The 22,939-nt window shown below is 41.5% G+C and carries 21 protein-coding genes; 12 read left to right on the forward strand and 9 right to left on the reverse strand.

The genetic code is table 11. From position 1 onward, the window contains the following. The first annotated feature begins 121 nt into the window (after positions 1-121). Both LMU01S_RS01265 and LMU01S_RS01270 read left to right on the forward strand, forming a co-directional pair. Positions 122-1,741, forward strand: a complete 1,620-nt coding sequence (locus LMU01S_RS01265) for a peptide ABC transporter substrate-binding protein (RefSeq protein ID WP_056958987.1) — start codon at positions 122-124, stop codon at positions 1,739-1,741. Between the two features lie 180 nt (positions 1,742-1,921). Then, positions 1,922-3,097: a cation:proton antiporter gene (locus tag LMU01S_RS01270; RefSeq protein ID WP_056958986.1), complete on the forward strand. Its 1,176-nt coding sequence runs from the start codon at positions 1,922-1,924 to the stop codon at positions 3,095-3,097. Between the two features lie 62 nt (positions 3,098-3,159). On the opposite strand, the gene LMU01S_RS01275 is transcribed toward LMU01S_RS01270, so the two are convergent. Then, positions 3,160-4,551, reverse strand: a complete 1,392-nt coding sequence (locus LMU01S_RS01275; RefSeq protein WP_056958985.1) for an APC family permease — start codon at positions 4,549-4,551, stop codon at positions 3,160-3,162. 134 nt (positions 4,552-4,685) lie between these two features. Continuing rightward, positions 4,686-4,853, reverse strand: a complete 168-nt coding sequence (locus LMU01S_RS10530; RefSeq protein ID WP_004050845.1) for a hypothetical protein — start codon at positions 4,851-4,853, stop codon at positions 4,686-4,688. A gap of 199 nt (positions 4,854-5,052) precedes the next feature. Here LMU01S_RS10530 and LMU01S_RS01280 point away from each other — a divergent pair, with 199 nt between their 5' ends. The 4 genes from LMU01S_RS01280 to LMU01S_RS01295 all read left to right on the forward strand — a co-directional run bounded on the left by LMU01S_RS01280 (position 5,053) and on the right by LMU01S_RS01295 (position 7,574). Continuing rightward, entirely contained in the window at positions 5,053-5,631 is a 579-nt protein-coding gene (locus LMU01S_RS01280; protein WP_082613057.1) for a guanylate kinase, read from the forward strand. Positions 5,632-5,681: 50 nt separating this feature from the next. Then, positions 5,682-6,104: a Fur family transcriptional regulator gene (locus LMU01S_RS01285; RefSeq protein WP_056958983.1), complete on the forward strand. Its 423-nt coding sequence runs from the start codon at positions 5,682-5,684 to the stop codon at positions 6,102-6,104. Positions 6,105-6,183: 79 nt separating this feature from the next. Continuing rightward, the gene (locus tag LMU01S_RS01290) at positions 6,184-6,660 is read left to right on the forward strand and encodes a hypothetical protein (protein ID WP_056958982.1); all 477 of its coding nucleotides are present in this window, start codon (positions 6,184-6,186) and stop codon (positions 6,658-6,660) included. 11 nt (positions 6,661-6,671) lie between these two features. Next, a complete protein-coding gene (locus LMU01S_RS01295) occupies positions 6,672-7,574 on the forward strand; it encodes a DUF6681 family protein (RefSeq protein WP_056958981.1) in 903 nt (300 codons plus the stop codon). 64 nt (positions 7,575-7,638) lie between these two features. On the opposite strand, the gene LMU01S_RS01300 is transcribed toward LMU01S_RS01295, so the two are convergent. The 5 genes from LMU01S_RS01300 to LMU01S_RS01320 form a co-directional block, all read right to left on the reverse strand. Further along, the gene (locus LMU01S_RS01300) at positions 7,639-8,601 is read right to left on the reverse strand and encodes an acetylxylan esterase (protein ID WP_056958980.1); all 963 of its coding nucleotides are present in this window, start codon (positions 8,599-8,601) and stop codon (positions 7,639-7,641) included. Between the two features lie 23 nt (positions 8,602-8,624). Next, complete coding sequence (locus tag LMU01S_RS01305; RefSeq protein WP_056958979.1) at positions 8,625-10,127, reverse strand: sodium:solute symporter family protein; 1,503 nt, start codon at positions 10,125-10,127, stop codon at positions 8,625-8,627. A 25-nt stretch (positions 10,128-10,152) separates the two neighbouring features. Then, on the reverse strand, positions 10,153-11,313 hold the full coding sequence (locus tag LMU01S_RS01310) for a cation:proton antiporter (RefSeq protein ID WP_056958978.1): 1,161 nt from the start codon (positions 11,311-11,313) through the stop codon (positions 10,153-10,155). An 11-nt stretch (positions 11,314-11,324) separates the two neighbouring features. Then, entirely contained in the window at positions 11,325-12,062 is a 738-nt protein-coding gene (locus LMU01S_RS01315; protein ID WP_056958977.1) for a sugar phosphate isomerase/epimerase family protein, read from the reverse strand. Between the two features lie 155 nt (positions 12,063-12,217). Next, on the reverse strand, positions 12,218-13,081 hold the full coding sequence (locus LMU01S_RS01320) for an ROK family protein (RefSeq protein ID WP_056958976.1): 864 nt from the start codon (positions 13,079-13,081) through the stop codon (positions 12,218-12,220). Between the two features lie 251 nt (positions 13,082-13,332). On the opposite strand from LMU01S_RS01320, the gene LMU01S_RS01325 reads away from it, so the two are divergent. The 3 genes from LMU01S_RS01325 (at position 13,333) to LMU01S_RS01335 (ending at position 15,807) form a co-directional block, all read left to right on the forward strand. Next, positions 13,333-14,205, forward strand: coding sequence for an N-acetylneuraminate lyase (locus LMU01S_RS01325; protein WP_056958975.1), 873 nt, complete (start codon positions 13,333-13,335; stop codon positions 14,203-14,205). 15 nt (positions 14,206-14,220) lie between these two features. After that, a complete protein-coding gene (locus tag LMU01S_RS01330) occupies positions 14,221-14,913 on the forward strand; it encodes an N-acetylmannosamine-6-phosphate 2-epimerase (RefSeq protein ID WP_056958974.1) in 693 nt (230 codons plus the stop codon). Positions 14,914-14,988: 75 nt separating this feature from the next. Further along, on the forward strand, positions 14,989-15,807 hold the full coding sequence (locus LMU01S_RS01335; RefSeq protein WP_056958973.1) for a MurR/RpiR family transcriptional regulator: 819 nt from the start codon (positions 14,989-14,991) through the stop codon (positions 15,805-15,807). Between the two features lie 275 nt (positions 15,808-16,082). Here the strand turns inward: LMU01S_RS01335 and LMU01S_RS01340 are convergent, their stop codons facing one another. Together LMU01S_RS01340 and hflX are read right to left on the reverse strand one after the other, a co-directional pair. Further along, positions 16,083-17,402 (reverse strand): APC family permease, encoded by a 1,320-nt coding sequence (locus LMU01S_RS01340; protein WP_056958972.1) that lies wholly within the window; start codon positions 17,400-17,402, stop codon positions 16,083-16,085. 159 nt (positions 17,403-17,561) lie between these two features. Continuing rightward, on the reverse strand, positions 17,562-18,821 hold the full coding sequence (gene hflX, locus LMU01S_RS01345) for a GTPase HflX (RefSeq protein WP_056958971.1): 1,260 nt from the start codon (positions 18,819-18,821) through the stop codon (positions 17,562-17,564). A gap of 394 nt (positions 18,822-19,215) precedes the next feature. Here hflX and LMU01S_RS01350 point away from each other — a divergent pair, with 394 nt between their 5' ends. The 3 genes from LMU01S_RS01350 to LMU01S_RS01360 all read left to right on the forward strand — a co-directional run bounded on the left by LMU01S_RS01350 (position 19,216) and on the right by LMU01S_RS01360 (position 22,935). Further along, the gene (locus tag LMU01S_RS01350) at positions 19,216-20,853 is read left to right on the forward strand and encodes a peptide ABC transporter substrate-binding protein (protein WP_056958970.1); all 1,638 of its coding nucleotides are present in this window, start codon (positions 19,216-19,218) and stop codon (positions 20,851-20,853) included. Between the two features lie 121 nt (positions 20,854-20,974). Continuing rightward, a complete protein-coding gene (opp3b, locus tag LMU01S_RS01355; RefSeq protein ID WP_056958969.1) occupies positions 20,975-21,904 on the forward strand; it encodes an oligopeptide ABC transporter permease in 930 nt (309 codons plus the stop codon). A 5-nt stretch (positions 21,905-21,909) separates the two neighbouring features. Continuing rightward, positions 21,910-22,935 carry an ABC transporter permease gene (locus LMU01S_RS01360; protein ID WP_056958968.1) on the forward strand — a complete coding sequence of 342 codons (1,026 nt, stop codon included), beginning with the start codon at positions 21,910-21,912 and terminating at the stop codon, positions 22,933-22,935. Positions 22,936-22,939: the final 4 nt, after the last annotated feature.

A 22,939-nucleotide genomic window follows, 5' to 3' on the forward strand; every position in this document is an offset into this window, starting at 1 on the left:
ATACTAGTGGTGATACTCGAAAAAAACATTTCCTATTTGTAAGTAAAAATTATTGCTAAATACGATTAAATAGTGCAAAATTATATTGTTAGATACTTTAGATAAGGGGGATGAATTCAAGATGAAGAAACGAAATCTCATGGCATTTGTAGGGATCTTATTAGCTGGCGGTATCTTAGCTGGTTGTAGCAACAGTAATAATAGTAAAAGTAATTCAGATCCACAAGCCATGAAAGCTGCTGTCAGTGATCAAATGGCAACTTTAAATACAGCTAAATATAGTGATATGATCAGTTTAGAAGCGATGGATAACGCTTTTGAAGGCTTATATCGCTTTGATAGCAAGGGTAAACCAGTCTTGGCTGGCGCTCAAAGTGTTTCACATAATGAGGCCCAAGACGTGTATACTTTTAAGTTGCGTAAGGATGCTAAGTGGTCAAACGGTGATCATGTAACGGCAAAAGACTATGTATATGCTTGGCAAAATTTGATCGCGCCTGCGACAGCTTCGCCAAACTCACAACGGTTAGATCCGATCAAAAATGCGCAAGCGATCCGTAAGGGTGAAATGCAACCAGATCAATTAGGTGTCAAAGCTTTAGATGATCAAACTTTGCAGGTTGAACTTGAAGCACCGATCAGCTACTTGGATGAGCTTTTGACAGGCGCACCATTTTTCCCTAAAAACGAAAAAGTTGTTACTAAATATGGTGATAAATATGGAACAACTTCTGACAAAACTGTCTATAATGGACCATTTGTTGTTAGTGGTTGGAAAGGAACCAATGATACTTGGAGCTATGTAAAAAATAATAATTATTGGGATAAAAAGAATGTAAAATTGAAACGTGCTGACATCCAAGTGGTCAAAGACACGTCAACAGCAGGAAAATTATTCCAAACAAATAAATTAGATTATACGATCTTAGGCAATGAATTTGCTAAACAATATGCTAATAACCCGGGTTATCATTCTAAGAAGATCCCATTGATCGGTTATTTAGGCTTCAACACAAAACGCGATATTACAGGTAATGTGCATGCCAGAAAGGCGATCGCGCAAGGCTTTGATAAGAAGTTATTGGTGAAAAATGTTTTGAATGCGGGTACACCATTGAATGGGATCGTACCAGCTGATTTTGCATATAACTCTGAAACGGGTAAAGAATACCGTAAACAAGCTGGGGATCTATTGCCGTATGATAAGAAAGTCGCTCAAAGTGAATGGGAACAAGCTAAAAAAGAATTGGGTCAAAATGAATTGACGCTAGAAGTTTTGACTTCGGACACCAATGAAGCTAAACAAGTCGGAAATTATCTCCAAAGTCAATTGGAGCAAAACTTACCAGGCTTAAAGGTCAACTTACGCGCAATTCCACTTAAATCGCGGTTAGCAGCCACAACGGCTTACGATTACGATGTAGTTTATGGAACATGGCAACCTGACTATGCTGATCCAGTCAACTTTATCAGCGATGGGGGTCAATATCACTTGAATACTGATTATCAAAATCAAGAATTCTGGAACGATCTTGATCAAGCAGCTGGTGAATATGCAAGTCAACCGGCCAAACGTTGGGAAGCTTTGATCGATGCTGAAAAGCATTTGATCAAAGATGACACCTATACGGCACCTGTTTATCAAGGGGCTATGACCTATCTCTTAAACTCACGGGTCAAGGGCTTGAACATTTCACCATACGGGACAGTGTTATTGTACCGCGATGTTGAACTCAAATAGTGTTTAGGTAAATTTAATAATTTGAAAAAAGAGCCGATGTAATAATCATATCGGTTTTTTTTCTAATTGTTGTATAAGTATTTTAGTAGATAGAGGGTTAAATTTTAGTTATAATTAATTTTATTGAATATGCTGTAACTGTATCTATTAGTAGCTTTAAGAGGGGAAGGGAAAATAATAATGGAACATTTAGGAATCCTATGTCTGGTGTTGCTGTCAACGGCTTTAGCTGGACATTTTAGCCGTCGGATCGGTATGCCAGCCGTAATTGGGCAATTATTAGTTGGTATCATCTTAGGCCCAGCAGTTTTAGGCTGGGTCGTTGAAAATGATTTTGTGCATACTTTTTCCGAGATCGGCGTTATCTTGTTGATGTTTATGGCAGGGCTCGAAAGTGATCTTGGCTTACTCAAGAAGTATTTCAAACCATCGATGTCAGTAGCGGTTTGTGGAATCGTGGTCCCAGTAGCTTTGGTCTATATTTTAGGGCGTTTCTTTGATTTTAATAATGAGCAAGCGATCTTTTTAGGGGTCACATTTGCAGCGACCTCAGTTAGCATCTCTGTTGAAGTCCTTAAAGAATTACGTCGGCTTGACTCAAAGGAAGGGACAACGATCTTAGGGGCGGCTGTGATCGATGATATTTTAGCTGTTATCATTTTAAGTGTGTTAGTCAGCATCTTTAGTGATGTGGCAAAGAGTAGCGGTGGTCATGTCCAGTCTAATCTAGCTTTAGGGATCACGTTACAAGTCTTGTATTTTGTGGGGATCTATGTGGTCTTCAAGTGGGTGACCCCAACTTTGATGCGGATCGGTGAAAAGATGTCAGTTTCGGCTTCAGTCATCTTGATGTCATTAGTGATCTGTTTAGGGATGGCTTATTTAGCTGAATTAGTTGGTTTAAGTGGCGTCGTTGGTTCATTTTTCGCTGGGGTCGCAGTAGCCCAAACTGGTTACAAGCGTGAAGTCGAAGAAAGTGTGGAACCGATCGGCTATGCTGTGTTTATTCCGATGTTTTTTGTCAGCATCGGTTTGCATATGACCTTTGATGGTTTCTTATCAGATCTCGTATTTATCATTCCATTGACGATCTTGGCTTTATTGACCAAATGGATCGGCTGTGGTGCTGGAGCCAAAGCTTTAGGAATGGATTGGCATTCGGCTGATATCATTGGGGCCGGGATGGTCTCACGGGGTGAAATGGCATTGATCATTGCGCAAGTAGGGTACAGTGCCAAACTTTTGACGAGTGAATACTATTCAGGTGTGATCATCGTGATCATTTTGACAACGATCATTGCGCCATTCATGTTAAAACAAGCGATCATGCGCCAAAAGAAAGCAGCTAAAGGATAATAAAAGAGACCCACTACATAATATTGTAGTGGGTCTCTTTGCTATTTATACGGTGCTGATCGCTATTCGTTGATCTTACTGTGTTTGATCCCGTAGCTAAAGTAGATGACCATTCCGATCGCAAACCAGACGAATGCAGCGATCCAAGTTTCTAAAGAAAGTTGCGCTAACATCACAGCACACAAGATAGCTGAGATGATCGGCAAGACAGGATAAAATGGTACTTTGAAACCATCTTTATTTGGGATATCTTTTCGTTTACGCAATGGTAAGACCCCAAGTGAGACGAACATAAAGGCCAACAATGTCCCGATATTGACTAAGTTTGTCAATTGGTTGAGGGAGAAAAAGCCACCAGTCAAGGCAATGATCACGGTAACGATCAACATGCTTTTTTCTGGTGTTTTAGTCTTTTCATTGATCTGACCTAAGAACTTAGGCAAAAGACCATCACGCCCGATCGAGTAGATCAAACGTGAAGAACTATAGACCATCGTTACCATCATCGTGAACATTCCCGCTAAGGCGCTGACTGAGATGATCCCTGCGACCCAATTTTGTTTAACGGCATAAAGCGCAAAGGAAACTGGGTCAGAGACGTTTAACTTAGTATAAGAGATCATCCCGGTCAAGACGATCGAAACTAAGATGTAAAGTAATGTACAGATCGCCAACGTTCCGATGATCCCACGGGGCATATTTTTAGCTGGTTCTTTGACTTCAGCCGCCGAAGAAGCGACCACATCAAAGCCAAGATAAGCAAAAAAGACTTGAGCCGCACCCACTAAGACACCTTTAGTACCAAAGGGCATGAATGGGTCCCAGTTTGTAGGTTTGACATAAAACATTCCAACTAATAGGAATAAGATGATGATCGCGATCTTGATGACAACCACGATCGAATTGATCGTCATTGAAGTCCGCAAGCCCCGTGAAAGCACGTAAGAAATAAATAAAACGATCAACACAGCTGGCAGATTGATAAAAGTCCCATTGGTTGGATCAAAGGGTCCCGTGATCGCTTTAGGCAAGTGGATCCCAAAGCCAGCTAATAAAGAGTTGAAATAGGCGGAAAAGCCGGTTGAGACCGCAGCAACAGACAGCATATACTCTAAGATCAAAGCCCAGCCTAAAAACCAACCGACGATCTCACCAAAGACGACATTCCCAAATGAATAGGCACTCCCGGCGATCGGTAAAGCAGAAGAAAATTCAGCGTAACACATTGCAGCCGTCGAACAAACGAGCGCTGCGATCACAAACGAGATCGTGATCGCTGGCCCACTGTGAAGGGCGGCAATAGTTCCAGGCAAGATGAAGATCCCCGTACCGATCACGGCTCCGATCCCCATTGAGATAAGATCTTTAGCACTAAGCGTTTTGTTAAACTTGCGGTCTTCAGCTAAATAACGATCTAAACTTTCTTTTTTGAAGACGCGTTCCTTAATACTCATAGATAAGATACCTCTTTGCATAATATTAATTACTTTATAATAAGGGTTGTATTATTAAATGTCAATTAGTCTTCAATAAAAAGAGGCCACGCTCAAATTGTGGCCTCAAGGTTGAATATTCTAATTAACTACGATTATAAGCGGATCTTAGCGTCTAACTTCGACAATTCAGAGAGTGCATCTTGAATCGTCACGCCCGTTGCTTCAAATTTAGGGTTATCATTTGAGCGGGCACTGAAAAGTTGGCTTTTCGTATCCAGGGAAATCGAGTAGTTTGCTTTTGAAAATTCGCCAAATTCCATAGTAATACCCCTCCATTAAGTATAGAATAAAGTTAACAGCAATGTTGTATCTAAAAAAATAGATACAACATCTGTCAACGCTTACAATTTTATAATGGATACTTTTATTTTGCAAGAAAAAAGGATCAAGTTTAGTTTAATAATAGTTGGGCGGAAATCCCCTTACTTTAGTGAGGGGTAGTTGACGATAGAGTAATAGGTGATTTTTTTGAAAACATTAGACGGAAATTTATTTATTATTTGTGGTGCTCCTGGTAGTGGCAAGACAACGGTCCAAACGTATTTGACCAAAAATTTAGGATTTACAAAAGTGGTGACTCACACAACGCGTCCCAAGCGAAACGGTGAGCAAGACGGTAGCGACTATTATTTTGAAACAAAAGAAACGTTTTTTGATAAACACTATCTAGAGTACGTTACCTACGATGATAATTATTACGGCTCTTCATTTGAAGGACTTGAGCGTGCTTTAAAACAAACTAAGCGGGCTGTGATCGTTTTAGATACTAAGGGCGTTTTGACTTATTTAGATAAATTGCCAGCTGAGTTACTGACGGTGATTTTTTTAGAATTACCTTCTAAAGTAGTGCAAGTCGAGCGTTTGTATGCGCGCGGTGACAAAAAAGCCAAGATCAAGCAACGGCTGGCAAGTAAGGAAGCTAAGCGAGATGCGAAGTTACCGGCACAATTGCGTGCTAAGGCTCATGTACTGCAAAATGCAGAACTCCAGCAGACCTATGCTAAACTCGAACAACTCGTAGCTGATATTTTAGCGTAAAGCGTGGTATCATAGTAAATAGTAATAATTATTCTTTAGGGGGGATAGGCTTGATCAATGAAGCACTCAGAGTGTTGCAAAGCCACCATTATCGGATCACCAAGCAAAGACGTAGCTTGTTAGAGTACTTATGTGGTTTTAAAGAACAATATGTCAGTATTACCCAAGTGACTGAGCATATGAAACAACTTTATCCAGGGATGAGTTATAATACGGTTTACCGGAATCTAAAAGATTTTAGTGAATTAGGCATCATTGAGACCAAGAATAAGCCTACAGGTGCCTGTGTTAAATATCAATGTGATTTTGATCGGTTACACCATCATCACTTTATCTGTCAAAATTGTGGGCGAGTACGTGAGGTCAAGATGTGTCCTTTGACGATCTTTCAAGATCAATTGGAAGGATGTGTGATCGAAGGCCACCGATTTGAACTCTATGGTCTTTGTCCAAAATGTGCTAAGTTACAATAAAATTTAGCAAATCTTTAAACTGCTAGGTCCACAGATGTAGTAGGATTAGAGTAGTAAGAAAAAAATTGGGGGTAATAAAATGGCATATCGTACACCGCCTTTGTTGACACCATTTGCGATCTTGTCGATCGTTTTGGCCTTGGGGGCTACCAATGTGGCAGTCAACAAAGTGACTCATACTACTGAAGGAAAAGCCGTTGAAAAAGTTTCCTCCAGTAGTGTTAGCTCGATCTCAAGTTCTATAGATAGTGAGCGAGCAAGTAGTAGCGAGCGCGATGACGAGGATAAGAGTTCAAGCTCGGATAAAGTCAGTTCAAGTTCAACTTCAACGACGGATGATGAGGAGACAACAAGCTCAGCAAATAAGACCTCAAGCAGTGTTGAAGACGATACGACACAAGATGATAGCCAAGCACAAAGTTCGACCACGCGTCAAAGTAGTAGCTCTAGTGCAAGAACTGACCAAACTGAACGTGAGTCGACCAAACAAGATGGCGTACAAAATAATACGCAACCAAATGATAACAATACAACGCAGGATAATAATGCGCAATAGGGGGTAAGAATGTGTTTAGTATTTTAGGGATGATCAATAGTTATATTGGTTATTTTAATATGAATGCTACGCTCAAAAATCGGATCTACACGATCGTTGGGGGTGTAGGTAATTTCTATTTGCTTTATGTTGCTTACCGCTTTTTTGCAAATGGTTTTATCGTTCGTGGTCTGCTGTTTATCTTAGCTTTCTTAGCGTTACTGTATTTCACATATCTCAATATTTTGTACTTCTTTACGGAAGATCGGGTCTCAAAGCTCGATATCTCGCCTAAAGTTGAAAAAATGTTGGGCGTCAAGATCCCTGATACACGTGCCGCAGAAAATGCTGGAGTAGCTCCAGGTTTTATGCAGACTAATGGGATCTTCAAAGATGAAGAGTTTTTACCATCGACGTTGCAGACAAACCATAAGCAACGGGAGAATTTACAAAAAGTCGTGGCTCAATTAGAGCAGGTCGGGTATCTCCAGCTTGATTTTGGTGGTAAAGATAAAGAGCTTTTTAAAAAGGCTAAAAGTGGTGATCGTTTCTTTGCACTAAATGAACCGGTAGCCTTACCATATTACGAGTTGCGTGAGGTCAATGGTAAATTGTTAGTCTATGGTGGCGTCAATCAGATCGAACGCCAAGAACTCGGCGAAGTGACCCAAGTAGGGCTACTACGAGGGATCGAAGCTTTGAAACGTTACCGTCTTTCTTTAGCAGCTGTTGCTTTGACAGGTGGTCCATATAAGTTTGCGGGCCGGTCAACGATGATGCAAAAAGATGAACCGTATAAACTAGAGATCCAGGTCGCATATCGTCCTAAAGAAGAGGAATTGTCCGATTTAGGCTCTGAGATCAGAGAAGATATCGAACAAGTAAAAAGAGTCGATGCTGTTGATAAAACTTTACGACGTCGGCGCGATAAATAAAATATGAATAAAGCGGGACTCACTATGATGCGTATTTGCATCGCAGTGAGTCCCGCTTTATTTACTAGTCAGCGATCTGTGTTTCAAATAACCAGTTAAAGACTTGATCGTTGACCCCAACATGCATATCTTCATGACCATACTCTGGTAAGATCAAATGTTCTTTTGGTGCTGTGATCTGATTGTAGATCGCAAATTGCGTTGAGGGGAAACAAACCTCATCTTCAAGTCCAGTGATCATTTTGACAGGGCATTGGATCCGTTGGGCAAGATTTTTGATATCGATATAGGCCAAAGTTTCCATGAGTTTAGTTTCAGTCTTATGGAAAGGATCGGAGAATTTGAAGTAACGGAAAAGCTCATCATAGGCTTCACTGTGGTTGCCCAGCTCTAAGACCCGCTTAAAGTCACCTAAAAAAGGATAGATCGCGATCGTTTGTTGAATGCGCTGATTTAACGCAGAAGCAACTAACGCCAACGCCCCGCCTTGTGAACCGCCATAGCTATAGAGTTTAGTCTCATCGACTTGAGGTAACTGGGCAACGAGCTCGATCAAACTATAGACATCTAAGTAGATATCCTTGAAGAAAAGGTGTTTCGGTCCTTTTGTCGCTCCCCGAATGACTTGGCCTTTGACGGTGATCCCATCAAAAGTGGCGTGATCAAGTGAGCGCCCTGCTTGACCTCGGACATCCATAGCCACGACACCAGCTTTACCTGCCGTTAGACTTAACAAAGTTGCCCAATCAGGGGATCGTCCCATATAACCGTGGAAATAAAAGATCGTTGGCACGGGCTTTTCACTTTTAGGTAAAAGGCATTTAGCATAGACTTGACCGTGGTTAGTTCCCGGAAAAGTTAAACTATAGCAGTCAACTTGAGGGATCTTGAAGTCAAGTGGGGTCAATTTTTTAGTGGGGATCTCAAGTGAGGCTAATTCTTGATCCCAAAATTCATGAAAATCATTAGGAGTGGGGAAGGACCCCTGATAATTTTGCATTGCAACTAAACTCATCGTATCTTTCATTATAAATTTAAATTCCTTTCACTTTAATTTTTTACTTTATCCTTGAGCGTGTAGATCGTTAAACCTTGGTTATCTTTATTATTTCCTGGGAAAAGTAGACTAGCTAGGTAGCCTAAAACAACAGCGGCAGTGAAGGAAACAGTTGCCACTAAAAGAGAGGAGATATGCAAAGAATCAACGTAGAAGGCTAAAAGCACACTCAAAGCAAATCCGATCAAGACTCCGCGTGCATTAGCGCGTTTGGTGAAGATCCCTAGTGCAAAGAGTCCAGCTACAGGGACCCCGAAGAGCCCGGAAACAGTCAAGAAGACGTTCCAAGTATCGGAAGTGTTACCCATCGTGAAGTAAACTGTGATCGTAGTACTGATGACACCAGCGATGATGATCACCAAACGAGCTAAAGTAACGTCTGACATCCCCTTGAATTTATTGTTAAAGAAGCGTTGCTTAAAGTCAGTTACAAAGCAAGCAGAGATCGAGTTCAAACTTGAGGCGATCGTTGATTGTGCCGCCGCAAAGATCCCGGCGATAACAAAACCTGCGATCCCAGCTGGAAGTTGTGTGATGACAAAGTAAGGTACGATCGCACTGGTGTTGAAATCTTTTGGTAAGCTAGCAGCATTTTGGTAGAAGGCGTAGAGGATCGTTCCCATTCCAAAGAACAAGGGGATCGTCAAAATGCCAAGAAAACCAGTTGTCCAAAGTGATTTGATCGTATCTTTCAAAGATTTAGTGGTTTGGTAGCGTTGGACAACGTCTTGACTACCAGTGTATTGATACAGACTATTGACGAATTGACCAACAAAGATCAATGGAACAAAAGCTGCTAGATCATTGATCTTAAAGTCAGCACTGGAGAGGATCTTGTGGTTGCTAGCGGCGGTATGGGCAACAGTCGCAAAGCCACCATCGATCGAGAAGACCCCGATAAAGATGATGAGCAAAGCCCCACCGATCAAAACGAAGGCTTGGATCACGTCGCTCCAGATGACCCCTTCGATCCCACCAAGGAAGGTATAAATGATACACATTATCCCAACACAGGCTGCAACGAGTAAAGGATCGATATCAGTCACTGAAGCGACCGCTAATACAGGTAGGTAAGTTACCACCGCGACCCGTCCGATATGATAAATAATGAATAGCAAACTACTTAAGGCACGGATCAGCGGACTAAAGCGCGCTTCAAGATATTCATAAGCGGTCGTGACTTTTAACTTGCGAAAGAAAGGGACATAATAATGATTTAAGATCGGGATGATCGGGATGATAACTAATGATCCGATCGCATATGACCAGTCTGAGAGAAAGGCCCGCTCAGGCACCGACATGAAAGTGATCGAGCTAAGTGTCGTTGCAAAGATACTGATCCCAGCTGCCCAAGCCGGGATCTTACCGCCAGCTTTGAAGAAAGCATCGGTATCTTTACTTGAACGTTTGGTAAAGTATGCGCCAACTAGTAACATTCCGACTAAATATAAGACAACGACGATCCAGTTTGCCAGTCCCAAACCTACTTTTTCCATAATAAAATTCACCTCGTATTTGAATTTAAACTTCTAATTGTGTGGATCTTTGAATGTAATATTTCAATAACAGTGGTGCGATCAAAGTTGTAATGACGGTAACGACGATCATTGCCGTATAGTGATTTTGATCGATCAGATGGGTGCTTAAGGCAACGTTAGTAACGACCAGCGCCATTTCGCCACGTGAGACCATCCCCGCGCCAACAATGTTTGCAGCGTTGGTAGATAGGCCAAAACATCTTGCTCCCAAACCACAACCGATCTGTTTGCCCAAGATAGCAACGATGATCAAACATGTGATAAATAAGATATCTTTACTCATGCCAACAAAACTGATATTTAATCCGATGCTGACAAAAAAGACGGGGATAAAGACCGCATAGCCGATCGGTTCGATCTTTAAAGCGAGTCGTTCTTTAAAGGTGGTCTCGGAGATCGCTAAACCGGCAAAATAAGCCCCTAAAACATCGCTCATCCCCAGACTGACTGCTAAAAAAGCAAAACCAAAACAAAGGACCAAAGCTGCGGTCGTTTCATTTTCACTTGCATTTAACCGACTAAAAACAGCTAAAAACTTAGGAACGAACCATTTACCTAAGCTAAGAGCAAGAACAAAGAACAATAACATCAAGCCAAGCATCAAGGGGATCGATCGTGGTGAAGTTGCTGTGGTCCCAAAAAGTGAGACACAGATCCCCAGCAAAATAACACAGATAATATCATCGGCTACTGCAGCGCCTAAGATCATAGAGCCTTCGGGACTGTTTAAACGTTGCATCTCGCGTAAGACTTGAACGGTGATGCTGACTGAAGTAGCGCTTAAGATCAGTCCTAAAAATATCGCCGTCTTAGCACTAAAGCCAAAAACGTAATAGCACAACAAAAAGGCACTTGCCGTCGGGACGATCACCCCTAAGATCGCCACAGTCAAGGAAGGTTTCCAATAGTGGAGCAAAGCCTTGAGATCACCTTCGAGCCCAGCGATAAACATCAATACGATCACCCCAAGTTCAGCAAAGTAGTGGGTAAAAGTATTGGGGGCTAGGAGGTTCAAGACTGCCGGACCAGCTAGGACTCCGACCAACAACTCACCGATCACACTAGGAAAGTTGAAGATGTTTGAAAGATGAGCTCCGAGTTTGGTAAGTAATAAAATGATGACTAATTGGAGCAGATAAGACATCTAAGATCACCTCAGTTTTCCAATAAGCGATTTACCAATTGAACTTGGCTAGCCAATTCGTCTAGATCAGCAGTCCCATATTCCAAGAAAACGGGGACATCTGTTTTAAGCGACTTTAGCATTGGTTGCCAATCTGTATCGCCTTTGCCTAAGAGAACAGTCTGTTTGGCATGGATATCTTTTAGGTGAAAGACACTGATCTGGTCGCATAGAGCCAAGAAAGCTTTTGTAGGATCCTCATTTATCCAATACCAGTTACCTGAATCAAAGGTATAGCCTAAAGAAAGTTTTTCACTGCGATCAAATGTTAGCTCTTGGGTGATCGCACTGAGCTTACCGTTAACATTGGGCTGATTTTCGATCGTCACGTTGATAGGGCTGTTAGCTAAAAGATCATGGAGTCGTTTTAGCTTAGCATCACTGAACAATAGATCAATGTGACCTAAGCTGTATTTGAGATTTTTGATCCCGATCTTTTCGGCTAAAGCTAGCTGTTGTTCTAACTTGGGTGCGAAATGATCACCTAAAAATAATTCTTCGGGGACTGAATAATAGAGGCCCCAGTTATTTTTTTGACAGAGCTTTGCAATTTGTTCTAACTCCCAGACCTTGGTCGCTGGAGCAAAGAATTCGCCCCGCACTTCGATATTGTCAATTGGCCAAGCATCGACGTCTAAAAGACAGGCTAACTGACTTTTAGAGCGTTCTAACTGGGGTAAAAAGACAGCTGTATTAAGTGAGACTTGCATTTTATCCACCTCGCTAAGTTGGTAAAAAAAGACAAAAACCGCACTAAAAAGGACTTGAGCCAAGCCTTTATCAGTACGGTTGAATTATTTATTCTGAATTGTTGAATTTCTATTACACACAGATCATAACATAACTAGAAACTGATGTAAACGCTTTATTTTATAAATGGATAGACAGCACCGTAAAGTTGTGCTTTATCCGCTAAAGTAGCGACTTTTAATTGGGTCTGACAAAGCCCTGGTGGGAGGATCAAAGCTAATTGTTCATTTAAGAGTTGTAACAAGTAGTCTTTTTGCTGACAAACAGCGCCTCCGATCAATAGGACCTCGGGATCAAAGAGCAGTAAAATGTTGCTCAAGCCTTGAGCGACCTCTTTGGCCCAAGCTTTAAGTAACGATAGATAAGGTTCTTGGCCTGCTTTGGCGAGTTCAAACCCTTCCTTGACGCTGAGATCAAATGGCGCAAGTTTAGCCTCTAGACTAAGAGTTGATGCGCGTTGTTCAAAATTAGTCTGGGTTTTAGGGCAAAAGAGCGTGTAGCCAAGCGAATTGGCTGTTCCGTGCGCCCCAGAAGCGAGCTGGCCATTGGCTAAATATGCCCCGCCGATCCCAGTTCCTAAAGCTACACAATAGGCACTTTTGGCATTTTTAGCTGCTCCAAGAACTGCTTCACCCAAAAGCGCAGCGTCGACGTCATTGACGACAAAAACCAAAAGCCCAGTTGCTTCTTCGAGGCGGGCTTTAAGTGGGGTCCCTTGATAATCAAGGATCGTTGGGCCGGCGTATTGGATACTACCATCTGAGGCCACGATCCCAGCGGTACTGATGCCGATCCCCGCAAGTTCATATTTATGGCTGAACTTTTGACTGAGTTCAAGTAAGGTCTTTAAGATCTGACCATCTTTATTTTTATTAGTCGGCACACTACCGGTTTGTTCTAGCGTAAGTTCAGGTGTGAGCAGCGCATATTTGATCGTTGTGCCACCAACATCAAATGCGAGTAGTGGTTTATTTGGCATAAGACGTCACTTCTTTCGTAAGATTATGTTTGCGTTTTCATGATAGCATTAGAAAATAATTTTCTCAAATCAAAAACTAGAAAAAAATTTTATTTCCGTGTAAACCCTTATCCATGTAAGGTTATTTGTAATGAATGAAAATAATTACCGTTCTTTAAACTTGAAATAATTTTTATCATAGTTTATGCTGTAGGCGTCGGTTGAATTATCTGAATTTCTATTACATAATAAACAATTGGAGGAACTTTCCTATGAAAAAATTATATGCGGCCCTAATGACGGCTTTTGATGAAAGCGGAAACATCGATGAACAAGGTACACGTGAAATGGTGCGTTACAATATTGACGTCAATCAACTTGATGGGTTATATGTAGGTGGGAGCACCGGTGAGAACTTCATGCTCGGAACAGCTGAAAAGAAGCGCGTGTTTGAGATCGCAATGGATGAAGCTAAGGGCTCAGATATCGATCTGATCGCCCAAGTAGGCTCACCTAACTTACACGAAGCTAAAGAACTAGCTAAATTTGTGACAGAGCTAGGTTATAAGACGATCTCAGCTGTTACACCGTTTTACTATAACTTCAATTTTGACGAGATCAAGCATTACTATGATGAGATCGTCAAAGATGTAGATACCAAATTAGTCGTTTATTCGATCCCGGCACTAACAGGGGTCGCACTTTCATTGGATAATTTTGCTAAACTCTTTGAAAATGAAAAGATCATCGGCGTCAAATATACGAATGCTGACTTTTATTTGTTAGAACGTTTACGTGAACGTTTCCCAGATAAATTGATCTTGTCAGGCTTTGATGAAATGTTATTGCCAGCTTTAGCTTTAGACGTTGATGGTGCGATCGGTTCGACCTTTAATATCAATGCTAAAAAGGCTAAAGCTGAGATCGCAGCTTTTGAAGCAGGTGATATTGCTAAAGCCCGTCAATTACAACATGAAAGTAACGATCTGATCACAGATCTTTTGAACAACGGGATCTATGCAACTTTGAAATTAGTCTTTGAAGAATTGGGGGTCCATGCTGGTTATACCCGGGAACCAATGGCTAAAGCTACGCCGGAAGTCAAAGCTGGTGCAAAACGGATCTACGAAAAATATTTCAAATAAATCGAGGTAAGGATCATGGGAAAGAACTTTTTAGAACAAGTCAAGGGTAAGTTGATCGTGTCTTGTCAAGCATTGCCAAACGAACCTTTGCATAGTTCGTTTATCATGTCGCGGATGGCTTTAGCTGCTCAGCTGGCAGGTGCTGCTGGGATCAGGGCTAATTCTGTCGTTGATATTCAGGCGATCCAAGATGAAGTTGAATTACCGATAATTGGCTTGAGTAAGGTCGATTATCCCGATTCCTCCGTCTATATTACCCCAACTTTAAAGGAAATGCGTGCGGTTGCAGCTACTGGCGCTCAAGCTGTGGCCTGTGACTTAACACGCCGAAAGCGTCCAAATGGCGAACAAATTGCAGACATTGTAAGCCAAATGCGCAGCGAATTTCCTGAGACATTGTTGATGGCTGACACCGCGACTTTAGAAGATGTGAAGTTGGCCAATGAATTAGGCTTTGATATTGTCGGAACTACGATGCATGGTTATACCCCTGAAACAGCGGGTGAAAATTTAGCAGATAACGATTTTGCTTATCTCAAGGAAGTCTTGGCGTTATCTGATGCACCAGTGATTGCAGAAGGGAAAGTCGATACTCCTGCGAAAGCTAAGCGATGTTTAGAATTAGGCTGTCATGCAGTCGTAGTCGGTGGGGCGATCACTCGTCCTTTAGAGATCGCTAGTCGATTTGTTCAAGCAATCAAAGAATAAATAGTTAATAAGTAGTTTACTGATGTGATATGCTATAGTCAGTGAACTATTTATTTTTTATAAAGGATCAGGAGTATGAATATTTTAAATGAGTTGGAAAAGATCTATCCTAGCTTACCACGTCAGGAGCGCAAAGTTGCTTTACAGGCGATCCAGGAACCCAAAAAGATCCAACGTTTGAGCATCAATGAGTTAGCTAAGTTAGCGGGGACGAGCAATGCTACGATCACGCGTTTAGTCAAACGGCTTGATTGTGCTAATTTTTATGATTTTAAATTGCGTCTTGTCAGTGATGAACAACTTGAACCTAAAGAAAGTGAATCAAAGTTGGCAATGCAAGTCCAACGTTTTTATGAAGAAGTTTTGACCCAGACTCGCCAACGGATCGATGAAAAGGTCTTGTTAGAGATCGTAAATAAGATCAGCACATGTCGTCGGATCTATATTTTTGGGTTAGGTAGTTCAGGGTATACTGCTAAAGAATTGACACAACGCTTGATACGAATGGGGATCGCGGCTTTTGGCATGACTGAAAGCCATAGTATGTATATCAGTAGTGGGATCATGGAAAAAGATGACGTGATCTTGGCGCTTTCCGCAACTGGGAACACGGCCGAGGTCAATAGAGCTGCTAAAGCTGGACAAAAGCAAGGGGCGACTTTGATCGCGATCACCGGGATCGAGAATAGTCCGTTATACCAATTAAGTGATCTTGCGCTTTTAGTCAAGAATAGTAATTTTGTGGATAACGCGCGCTTTATTAATTCACAATTTGCGATGACTTATATTGTGGATATCATCACGACACTTCTCTTAGATGAAAAAGATCACCGTACTAAAATGGATCAAACGATCGAATTGATCACCAATAATAAATTTGATAAACCCAAATAACCTAAGAGCCCCGTTTGTAACTACACAAACGGGGCTCTTAGGCTATTTGGGTAAACTACCCTCTGCAACAAAGCAATGCAAAAACCCAAACCCAATGCCAACCCCGCATTACGTTTGGTTTTCCGTTATTCAAACGGCATTACCCACTTTGCCTTACACTCTATCAAAACGTGTGCGGCAAAGCAATGCCTAGTGAATAACAAAAACCCAAACCCAATGCCAACCCCGCATTACGTTTGGGTTTCCGTTATTCATACGGCATTACCCGCTTTGTCTTACACTCTATTCTTATAATAATAGATCGGTAGACCACACAAAACGATCACTAAGGAGATCACGACGCCACTTAGGTCAGAAAATAATTCGCTGACTAAGACAAAAGCAGCACCTAAGATCGCTACGATCGGTGTTAAAGGATAAAGTGGCGTTGAAAATGGGCGCTTTGAGCTTGACGTTGTTTTACGTAATTTGAAGATACCAAAGAAGGTCATCACGTAGAAACAATAGATCGTAAAAATACAGATCTCAGTCAAACGATCAGCATCCACAGTCAAGACCATGCCTGAAGCAATAATTGCGATCACAGAGATCGAGACCATTGGGGTGTGCATCTTTTTATTGAGATAAGCTAATTGCTTTGAAAATGGCAACTCATTGTTTTTAGCCATCGCATACATGATCCGTGGAATGGTCATGACTTTACCATTCATACAGCCAACGATCGAAATAATGATCCCGATGTTTAAGATCTTACCACCGATCTTGCCAAATGCCATTTCCGCAAAGTGAGGAGTAGCATTTTCACCATAGCGAGCGATCATATCAGCAGGCATCGTTTTGAAAATACTGTAGGAAACTAAAACATAGACGACCAATACCGCTGATAAACCTAAAACGATCGCTAACGGTAAGATCTTTTGGGGGTTTTTGATCTCACCACCCATATTAGCGATCAAGATCCAACCATCATAAGCAAATAATGTTGCCAAAATTGCGACCCCAAAATTGCCTGCCACACTAGATGATCGTTCAGCTAAAACTTGCCCCACTGCATTTTGATCACCAAAGAGCAAACCAAAGACGATGATCGCAGCGATCGGAATTAATTTACAAAGTGTCGTGACGATCTGTAAAGCAGAACCATAACGGTTAGATAAGAAGTTAAAACCAGAGATCAAAATAACCGATAAGACTCCGATAAACGGTGTATAGCTAGCGGGAAAGCCAAAGAAGGCTTGTAATAAGATCGCTAAATAAGAACCTAACGCGGCAATAACAGCTGGCCCATAAACAGTGATCTGCATCCAGCCGGATAAAAAGCCCCAAACTTTACCGTAGAGATTGTGCATGTAAATATATAAGCCACCAGTTTGTGGCATTTGCGAGCCGATCTCGGCAATCGTCAATCCACTGGTCAAAGTTAAAACGCCTCCCAAGAACCAAGCAAGTAAAGCCAGGGTCGTTGAATGTGAATAACTTAAAACAGAAGCTTGTTTAAAGAAGATCCCAGAGCCGATAACGGTCCCGATCACTAAAGCTAACGCGGAAAATAGATCGATCGAACGGTCTAAGTGAACTTGCTCATTTTTTTCCATAAATTACCAACCTTTTTATAGTATTTAAGATAAAAGTTAGCATATTTTAGATTTTAAAGAAAGTTTATTTTAGAATTTCATATGATCTTTTTAAGCGAAATCGTTCACAAATTAAGGTAGGTATGGTATAGATAACTTTTGCTATATTCGACCACCTTTTTAGTTAAGTTGATATTTGGCTAAACGACCAGCCAAAGCCGGGGCGACTTCAGCTTTGATCTTAGTACCATCAGCGAGATATTTAGTTTCAAGCACGGTCGCTTTTTGATTGAGTTCTTCAACAAGATCTCCCTTGGCATACGGGATGAGATATTCATGGGCCTGATAGTCCTTGAAGAGCTCTTGTTTCAATAGTTCAGCTAGTACTTTTAACGATTCGTCATCTTGAGCACTGAAGGTCAATTCTTTGCCGGCTAAGCTAGGGTAGCTGACAGCAAGTTTATCGGCTTTGTTGAAAACATAAAGCATCGGGATATCAGTCACTCCGATCTCGGTCAAAGTTTTTTCAGTCGTTTCGATCATCTCTTGATAGTGGTCATCGGAAAGATCGACGACTTGGACTAAAAGATCGGCGTTAGCAGCTTCGGCTAAAGTTGTACGAAAGGCTTTGACCAACTGGTGTGGGAGCTTGGAGACAAAACCGACCGTATCACTTAATAAGATCTCTTTGTTGTCATCAAAACGGAGACGACGGACAGATGTATCTAAAGTAGCAAAGAGCATATCTTTTTCAAAGACTTCTTTATTTTTTGTTTCACCAAATAGCCGTAAAAGACCGTTTAGGGTAGTCGATTTACCAGCATTGGTGTAACCGACTAATGCTGCGGTTTTGATCCCCGAGCGTTGGCGTTGCTTGCGGCGGGTCTGATGTTCTTTGTCGATCGTTTTGAGCTCTTTATTTAAAGCACTGATCTTTTTTTCGATCACCCGGCGATTCAATTCGAGCTTAGTTTCACCCGCCCCACGGTTGGTATAGCCACCACCAGCGTTCCCAGCGGTCTGTTGGTCGAGCTTATCGGTAAGTCCAGTATGCAAACGTGGCAATTGGTATTGTAGTTTAGCAACTTGAACTTGGAGCTTGGCCTCTTTAGTCTTGGCCCGCGCTGCAAAGATCTCTAAGATCAAAGCTGTACGATCTAAAACGCGCATCTCGGTGATGTTTTCTAAGTTTCGGATCTGCGTGGGTGTCAATTCGTCGTTTAAGATCAAGATCTGGCTGTTAGTCACCGCCCCGGCTGTTTTGATCTCTTCGACTTTCCCTTTGCCTAGATAAGTTGCTGCAATTGGGCGTTCAAGTTTTTGTTTGAACTGGCGAGTGACTTTCATATTGGCAGCTTCAGCTAGAGAAGCTAGTTCTGCCATCGTATAATCAAAATTTTCTTGTTCATTTTCGATACCCGCAATGATAACTGATGTCATATAAAGTTCCCCCTTGATCAAGTGATATTACTAAAATTATACCACTGTAATAGTAAATTAGTTGGGTCGAACTATAAATGAGAAAATACTTTTTTTGGATTCAGTCTTAGTTAATTGCATATTCCGAATTATTCTACTCCTAATTTAGGGATAAACGAAAATATTTCCGAATTACCAAAAAAATTTAGACAAAAATTAGCTAAAATAAATGGTAGGATCGCTGATGTATCAACTTTTTTTGAATAGAATATGATTTTATATATATAAATTTATACGTTTTGAATTAGAATAAATACTTGATTTTAATTTCGTTATCATATATATTTAAGTCAAAAGTTATTAAAGTAGGATGCAATTTAGAGGCATTAAGCAATTATTAAGGAGTTGTGAATCTATGAAATTAGCTAAATTAGCCAAAGCGGGCGCTGTTGTGGCGTTGTCAGCTGTTTTTCTCGCTGCTTGTGGCAAGAGCTCAGACAATAGTGCCAGCGACAAGCAAGTGCTCAACTGGAGCGAAAGTGCAGAGTTGCCATCAATGGACCTTTCCAAGGCAACAGACACTGTTAGTTTTAACCAATTGAATAATTCGATGGAAGGTCTTTATCGCTTAGGTAAGAACTCTAAGATCGAACCTGGGATCGCAACGAAGACAGAGGTCTCTGATGATGGTTTGACCTATACTTTTACTTTGCGTAAGAATGCTAAGTGGTCTAACGGTGATCCTGTAACTGCTAAAGATTTCGTTTATTCTTGGCAACGCACAGTCGATCCTAAGACAAGTTCACAGTATGCTTACCTCTTTGACGGTGTAGCTAATGCACAAGACATTATGGATGGTAAAAAGCAACCTAGTGAATTAGGGATCAAAGCTGACGGCGACCATAAATTAGTCGTAACACTTGATAAGCAAGTACCATACTTCAAGTTATTGATGGGCTTCCCAGTATTCTTCCCACAAAATCAAAAAGTGGTCGAAGAATACGGCGACAAGTACGGGACAGCTTCCAAGTACATGGTCTACAATGGTCCATTTGTCTTGAAAGATTGGACAGGGACAAACCTTAGCTGGACTTTAGCTAAGAACAAGAACTATTGGGATAAGAGCAAAGTTAAGTTAGACGAGATCAACTATAAAGTTAATAAGTCGACAACAACAGCTTACAACTTATACCAATCTGGTAAAGTGGATGCAACTGTTTTAGGGGCTGAACAAGCACGTCAGCTCAAGGGCCAAACTGGTTATACAGACCGTAAGGAAGCTTCCGTATTCTACTTACAACTTAACGAACAAAAAGCTGAATTTGCTAACACAAAGATCCGTCAAGCTATCTCTAAAGCGATCGATCGTGAACAATACGTTAAACAAGTTTTAGCGGGTGCTTCTACACCAGCTAAGGGCTTTGTCTCCAGTGGCTTAGCTGAACGTAATGGTAAAGATTTCGTTGACGCAGCTTATGTAAAATCAGCGGTTGAGTATAACGAAAAAGATGCTAAGAAGCTCTTTGAAGAAGGTCTCAAAGAAGTTGGCCAAGATAAGATCGAATTTTCTATCTTAGGTGATGATACTGATACATCTAAGAAGGCAACTGAATTCTTACAAAGTGAGATCACTGAAACATTTGGCTCAGATAAGGTCAAAGTTACAGTTTCTAATGTCCCATTCAAGACACGTATCGCACGGACACAAGATAAGAATTTTGATGTTGTAGTTTCTGGTTGGGGTGCTGACTTTGCTGACCCGATCTCCTTCTTAGACTTGCTGACTTCCGATAATCCGCAAAACGCTGGTGGTTGGAAGAATGAAGAATACGATCGCTTGATCGAAGCGTCTAAAACAACTGATGCTAATGATCCAGCTAAGCGTTGGGATAATTTAGTGCAAGCTGAAAAGATCTTGATGGATGATCAAGGTGTTATTCCGCTTTACCAAAGTACAAAACCATGGATGGTAAAACCTTCCGTGAAAAATGTTATCTTTAACTCTGCTGGTGTAAACTACAACTTTAAGGAAGCTTACATCTCAGGTAACTAGTTTTTAGTTGACGGTAGATAAGATCAGACTTAAAATGATTTAAAATATCAAACAACGCAGGACTAACTATCCTGCGTTGTTTGGCAAAAAAAGACATCTCAGAAACGAGAGGATATACAATATGAAGAAATACCTGTTAAAAAGGGTTTTCTATATGGCGTTGACGCTCTTTTTAGTAGCGACCATCACCTTCTTTTTGATGAAGCTCATGCCCGGGACGCCATATTCAAACCAAGAAAAAATGTCACCCGAACAGATCGCGATCATGAACCAACAATATGGTTTGGACAAACCGATCTGGATGCAATATTTGCTTTATATTGGAGGAATGTTACATGGTGACATGGGAACATCATTCCAATTTAGTAATCAACCAGTTTCCTATTTGATCTCAAGTCGGATCGGAGCCTCAGCTCAATTAGGGATCCAAGCAATGATCTTTGGGGTCTTCTTTGGGATCATCTTTGGTTCGATCGCTGCGATCAACCGTAATACTTGGGTCGATACTGGTGTTACGATCCTATCGATCATCGGTAAATCAGTGCCAAACTTCGTGTTAGCTGTTTTACTTCAATACTATATCGCTTTGAAACTTGGCTGGTTCCCGATCGCTGATTGGGGTGGCTTTGCCTATACAGTTTTACCAACGATCGCCTTAGGTGTGGGACCGTTGGCTGAAACGTCTAGGTTTATGCGAACTGGGATGGTCGATGTGCTAAATTCCGATTATATCGAGCTTGCCAAGGCTAAAGGACTAAGTAAGTTCCAGATCGTTTACCATCACGCTTTACGTAACAGTTTGATCCCATTAGTAACCTTGATCGGACCATATACAGTTGCGTTGATGACAGGTTCGATGGTCATCGAAAATATCTTCTCGATCCCTGGTATCGGGGAGCAGTTCGTTAAATCGATCTTGACTAACGACTACCCAACGATCATGGGTGTTACGATGCTATTTTCTGCGGGACTCGTAGCGGTCATCCTCTTGACGGATATCATCTACGGGATCATCGATCCGCGGATCAGACTTGCTGGAAATGAGGGCTAAGCTTTATGGAAGAAAAGATGAAATTACGACCAGAAGATTTTCAAGCTTTAGAAGTAAAAGAAGAGCTTGATGCTGAAAAGATCGCTGCGCCTTCCTTGACGTTTACCCAAGATGCATGGCGCCGTTTGAAGAAGAATAAAGGGGCGGTCATTTCGCTCTTTATCATTTTATTTATGATCGTTGTAGCGTTTGGTTCGACACCATTTGTCAACCGCGATACTTTGGTCAGATCACAACCACAATATGCTAACTTACCAGCTAAGATCCCCGGTGTAAATATCAATGGGTTCAATGGTAAGGCTAAAGTTGGCGATGTTTGGGTCGATAAATATGCGCAAGCTGGTGTATCTAAAGACAAATACTTTGTTATGGGGACTGACTATTTAGGGCGCTCTTTGGCGCAACGGATCGTTTATGGGACCAAGATCTCCTTGATCGTTGCTTTAGTTGCCACCTTCTTTGACTTGACGATCGGGGTCACGTACGGGATCGTATCGGGTTGGAAGGGTGGCAGGACGGATAACGTGATGCAGCGGATCATCGAAGTTATCTCCTCCATCCCAAGTTTAGTTATTGTTGTTTTGATGTTGGTGGTCTTCAAACCAGGTATCGGCTCGATCATTTTGGCGATCGCGATCTCTAGTTGGACGACGATGGCACGGATGATCCGGGCTGAGACGCTCCAGTTAAAGAGCCAAGAATATGTTTTGGCAGCGCGAACGTTAGGACAATCCCCAACTAAGATCGCTTGGAAACACTTAGTACCAAACTTATCAAGTATTATTATCATCCAAACGATGTACACGATCCCAACTGCGATCTTCTTTGAAGCTTTCTTAAGCTTTATCGGGATCGGGATCTCAGCCCCAGAAACTTCCCTTGGGGTGTTATTGAATGAAGGACAAAAGAATTTCCAATTCTTACCATATCAGATGTGGTATCCAGCGATCGTCTTGTGTGTATTGATGATCTCATTTAACTTGTTAGGTGACGGTCTGCGCGATGCATTTGATCCAAAAACTAGAAGGTAGGTTG

It is taken from the genome of Ligilactobacillus murinus DSM 20452 = NBRC 14221 (genome assembly GCF_001591685.1).
Taxonomy (GTDB): domain Bacteria; phylum Bacillota; class Bacilli; order Lactobacillales; family Lactobacillaceae; genus Ligilactobacillus; species Ligilactobacillus murinus.